The sequence below is a fragment of the Candidatus Stoquefichus massiliensis AP9 genome (assembly GCF_000455285.1).
Lineage (GTDB): Bacteria > Bacillota_I > Bacilli_A > Erysipelotrichales > Coprobacillaceae > Stoquefichus > Stoquefichus massiliensis.
Genome location: NZ_HG005287.1, coordinates 78,931 through 83,689 on the forward strand (window position 1 = coordinate 78,931; position 4,759 = coordinate 83,689).

The 4,759-nt window shown below is 31.4% G+C and carries 5 protein-coding genes; 1 reads left to right on the plus strand and 4 read right to left on the minus strand.

The window, feature by feature from the left end; genetic code table 11:
* The 3 genes from BN350_RS18640 to BN350_RS06355 form a co-directional block, all read right to left on the minus strand.
* Nucleotides 1-796: phosphoglycerate kinase (locus BN350_RS18640; protein ID WP_044600173.1), on the minus strand; the 796-nt coding region annotated here is incomplete at its 3' end.
* A 319-nt stretch (nucleotides 797-1,115) separates the two neighbouring features.
* Complete coding sequence (locus BN350_RS06345) at nucleotides 1,116-1,316, minus strand: hypothetical protein (protein ID WP_028042843.1); 201 nt, start codon at nucleotides 1,314-1,316, stop codon at nucleotides 1,116-1,118.
* Between the two features lie 916 nt (nucleotides 1,317-2,232).
* A complete protein-coding gene (locus tag BN350_RS06355; protein WP_028042845.1) occupies nucleotides 2,233-2,739 on the minus strand; it encodes a CarD family transcriptional regulator in 507 nt (168 codons plus the stop codon).
* Nucleotides 2,740-2,944: 205 nt separating this feature from the next.
* Here BN350_RS06355 and BN350_RS06360 point away from each other — a divergent pair, with 205 nt between their 5' ends.
* Nucleotides 2,945-3,244 (plus strand): rhodanese-like domain-containing protein, encoded by a 300-nt coding sequence (locus BN350_RS06360; protein WP_028042846.1) that lies wholly within the window; start codon nucleotides 2,945-2,947, stop codon nucleotides 3,242-3,244.
* A 45-nt stretch (nucleotides 3,245-3,289) separates the two neighbouring features.
* On the opposite strand, the gene eno is transcribed toward BN350_RS06360, so the two are convergent.
* Nucleotides 3,290-4,579: a phosphopyruvate hydratase gene (eno, locus tag BN350_RS06365; RefSeq protein ID WP_028042847.1), complete on the minus strand. Its 1,290-nt coding sequence runs from the start codon at nucleotides 4,577-4,579 to the stop codon at nucleotides 3,290-3,292.
* Nucleotides 4,580-4,759: the final 180 nt, after the last annotated feature.

The window sequence follows — 4,759 nt, forward strand, 5'->3', positions numbered from 1 at the left end:
CAACAGGTAAGATTAACTTATCTCCACCCTTAGCAATAATTTCTTTAGCAACTTCAATACGATCATCTTCTACTAAAGAATTACCAATGCTATGTCCCATTGCTTTCATGAAAGTATAAGTCATACCTCCACCAACAATAACTTTATCAGCAATCTTTAATAAGTTTTCAATAACTAAGATCTTATCAGACACTTTAGCTCCACCTAAAATAGCAACCATTGGTCTTTCAGGATTACTTACAGCTTTTCCAATATATGCAATTTCTTTTTCAACTAAGAATCCAGCTGCAGATGGTAAATGAGCAGGAATTCCTGCTGTAGAAGCATGTGCTCTATGTACAGAACCAAATGCATCTTCAACAAATACGTCACCTAATGATGCCCAGTATTTTCCTAATTCTGGATCATTTTTGCTTTCTCCAGCTTCATAACGTGTATTTTGTACTAAGATCACTTGACCATCTTTTGCTTCTTTTACAGCAGTTTCAAGTTCTTCTCCTCTTGTACAGTTTACAAATTTAACATCTACTCCTAATAATTCAGATAATCTAGGAGCAACAACTGATAAATCATTTTTAGCTTTATCTTCTTCAGTTTTTACTTTTCCTAAATGTGAGAACAATACAATTGCTTTAGGCCCATTTTCTAATAAATATTTTAGAGTAGGTAAAGCAGCAACGATTCTATTATCGTTAGTAATTTCTCCTGTTTCTTTGTTTCTAGGTACATTGAAGTCAACACGAACTAAGACAGTTTTTCCAGCAACTTCAATATCTTTGATTGTTTTTTTATCCATTTTGATCAACCCTCCATGAATGAATTATAACATTGTTACAGTTAATTTTCAATTACTTATTATGATATGTGAACCATTTCCCAAGGCTTCGTTTATTTCTTTTCATCATCTGACAAATATATACATACTTTGATAAAATTATTCGTATTTCTATCTACTATTTATGTTCTTATACCAACATAATAATGAGTCATTTGAATTATTTATACACCCAATAAACTATATATATATTACATTCAAATAAGCAGAAAGCCTTATAATCTAATACCTTTTGTTTAAATTCTTCAAAAGAATAACCATCTAGAATAATATCTAATGCCTAATCTAGCTGATCTAAGCGACAATCATCAAGCCATGAAATATCTTGAGATGGATACATCTTTTTCATTAATTGAATCAATGTACCATGTTTTCCCTGATTTGTATAATAGTTGCGATTAACGATTTCTTTCATTTCAATATTGACTGCTATCATATAGTCTGCAATATCCTCTCTAAACAAGACATACTTCTTACTCATAATAGTTACCTCTTTTTCTTCCTCTCCTATCACTTTTAGTATATTACAAAATTGCTCATTGTCACTATTAAAAATACCAACATAAAAATGTACAATTATGACTGAGTAAGTTAATCTGACTCAGTCATTTTTAGTACACTTGTAAATATATAAATTAATGGTTTTGAATTCTCGTCTATATAGGTTATATCAGCATAATTATTTAGAAACTCATCCTTATCAAGCCGATTGTATTTTACATCATTTTCATATATTTCTTTTTTTATTTCATGTCATTGCTTCCTCCAATATAATTCTGTTAAATCCTTATCATATCCTTGGTTCGCTTCCTTGGTAATCCATTCAAAGAACTTTCTAAATAGACAACCCAATGATGTTTATTCTTCTGTTTCTTCTTCGTGTTTCTTTCTCTTTATGAGTACCATAGTTTCATTTGACCGATGGAGAGTTTCGTTGGCTTGTCAGACATACTGCGCTGTATGAAAGAAAACCTTTTTCTTCTGGTTTTTTCCATTTCCCATTATACCTCTGTGGCTCTTGTTTCAGAACCATTTACCTGTTTTTTAGATGCAACCTGATACTAGTATAAATTTCCTCATAGCATTAACATCTTTGATTTGCCTATCCATAACACAATTAACCTTTTTAATTGAATCAACCCTGAGACTGGTAGTGAGATAGATGAGCTGCTTAGTTAGAAAAATGAAATCCTCATCTGCAATATTAATAAAAGACTTGAAAACATCGTCATTCAGATAAGAGAGATGAAAACTCTTATCTGAATGTTTAACCATTTAATTTATCATTTTTATCCCTCCTATCTCTTAAATACGCATTTATTTTCCATTTTTCTTTTCATTTTTTTACATAAATAAAAAGAAAACACTTTTTAGCGTTTTCCTCTTGATAAACATCATTATACTTTTTCTTCAATTACCTTTGAGATAAAAGGAATAACATCCTCTTGATTAATTCCTAACACATAAGCAAATTCATCATACAAAATCTTTTCAGCATCCTTAAAGAACTTATCATCAGCAGCATGAAATTTTTTACCTTCATCTTTTAATTTCTGTTGATGCAAATACAATGTACAAATCAATTGCATAATTTCCTTACGATCACCATTCTTTAAAATACTCTTATATTTTTCTTTTCTTAAATTATCATTATCTACCCATATAGAGTCAGCATCAGGCATTGATTCAATTAATTCTACAATCTCCTGCGATGTCATTATTCTTTTCATTTTTTCTGTCAACTCATCATTATCAGTAGGCACATAAATTGTTGAACTCTGACTATAAACAGGTTTTAAAACATAATACTCTACCGTTTTATCAGCAAACTGACGTGTCATAATATCTTCAATTTTACATACACCTTCATTACCATACAATACTATCTCATTAACATGATACATATCTCACAACCTCTCTTTCAACAAAAGAACGCGTTGGTAACAACAGGACTTACGTTTGTGCAACAACACGTTGATCTGATATATCTATTATACCACTTTTCACACAAAAATGTCAGAAACAAATTTTTCAGTCTTTTTTCTTCACAAGCCTATATTTTCAAACACACCTCCCCTTACTTATGCATATGCTAAAGTAGGTGAAAATATGAATAATGCAATTCAACCAGAAATGATTTATCAGCTAATCAATCAAAATCTATGTTTCATAGATATTCGAGACCCTTATCAGTTTAAAAAACTCCATCTTAAAAATTTTCAGAATATTCCTTATGATCAATTAGATATAACATTATTACCACATCATCAACCCATTGTTTTGTTATGTTATAGTGGAAAAAGAACTGAAGAATTATCAAAAGAGCTTAATGCATTGGGATATCAAAGTTATTATATTCAAGGTGGCTTTCAGGCTTTCTTAAATATTCACAATGAAAAATATTTCTAAAAAAAACAGTACTTCAACCAAAATGTTGGAAGTACTGCTTTTTACTTATTTTTTTAATTGATAAAATCCTGAAACACCTGCATATTGAGATTGATGAGAGAGTTCATCTTCAATTCTCATAAGTTGATTGTATTTTGCAATACGATCTGTACGAGATGCTGAACCTGTTTTAATTTGACCTGCATTTGTAGCAACTGCAATATCTGCAATTGTTGTATCTTCAGTTTCACCAGAACGATGTGAAATAACTGCTGTATAATTTGCTTTTTGAGCCATTTCAATAGCTTCTAATGTTTCTGTTAAAGTTCCTATTTGATTCACTTTAATTAAGATAGAATTTGCTACACCTTTATCAATACCAAGTTGTAGACGCTTTGTATTTGTCACAAAGAAATCATCACCAACTAATTGAACACGATCACCTAACATTTTCGTTAAATAATCCCATCCTTCCCAATCATCTTGATCTAATCCATCTTCAATTGAGATAATTGGATATTTATTACATAGTTCTACATAGAAATCAACAAGTTCTTTTGATGTAAATGACTTATTGTTTTCTCCTGGTAATGTATACTTTCCATCTTTATAAAATTCACTACTTGCGACATCCATTGCTAGTTTAACATCTTCTCCTGGTTTATATCCTGCTGTTTTAATAGCTTCTAAAATTGTCAAAATAGCTTCTTCATTAGATGCGAGATTAGGTGCAAATCCACCTTCATCACCCACTGCTGTATTAAGCCCTTTTGCCTTTAAGACTTTCTTTAAAGCATGAAAGACTTCTGCACCCATACGAATGGCTTCTTTAAATGAAGATGCAGATACTGGCATAATCATAAACTCCTGAAAATCCACATTGTTATCAGCATGTGCTCCACCATTAATGATATTCATCATTGGTGTTGGTAAAACATGGGCATTAGCTCCACCAATATAACGATATAAAGGTATATTGAGAGCATTAGCTGCACATCTGGCAACTGCTAAAGATACTCCTAAAATCGCATTTGCTCCTAATCTTCCTTTATTTGGTGTACCATCTATTTCAATCATGAATTGATCAATTTTTCTTTGATCAGTCACTTCCTGCCCAATCACTGCTTTTGATATTTCATCATTGACATTTTGAACTGCCTGCAAAACGCCTAATCCTAAATATCTGTTTTTATCTTGATCTCTTAGTTCCACTGCTTCATGAATACCAGTTGATGCACCACTAGGGACGATGGCTCTACCAAAGGCTCCACTTTCACTTCTAACCTCTACTTCAACAGTAGGGTTTCCTCGAGAATCCAATACTTCTCTTGCATACACGCTTGTAATCTTATTCATCATTTTGTCCTCCTCTTAGAGTCTTGACCCTGTAATGGTTGGTTACAGGGCAAAATCACTTATACAAAAGAGTTAGTCTTTGCTAACCACATATAGAATAACATACTCATTTATACAATGCAAACAATATGCATATATTTCTTATAATAAGCAAAAAAAGAAATGCTATTTAGCATTTCT

Coding starts and splice junctions, on each gene's coding strand:
- BN350_RS06355 (WP_028042845.1), bottom strand. CDS start 2,739: ATGTATCATGTTAATGAGATAGTATTGTATGGTAATGAAGGTGTATGT.
- eno (WP_028042847.1), bottom strand. CDS start 4,579: ATGAATAAGATTACAAGCGTGTATGCAAGAGAAGTATTGGATTCTCGA.
- BN350_RS06345 (WP_028042843.1), bottom strand. CDS start 1,316: ATGAGTAAGAAGTATGTCTTGTTTAGAGAGGATATTGCAGACTATATG.
- BN350_RS06360 (WP_028042846.1), top strand. CDS start 2,945: ATGAATAATGCAATTCAACCAGAAATGATTTATCAGCTAATCAATCAA.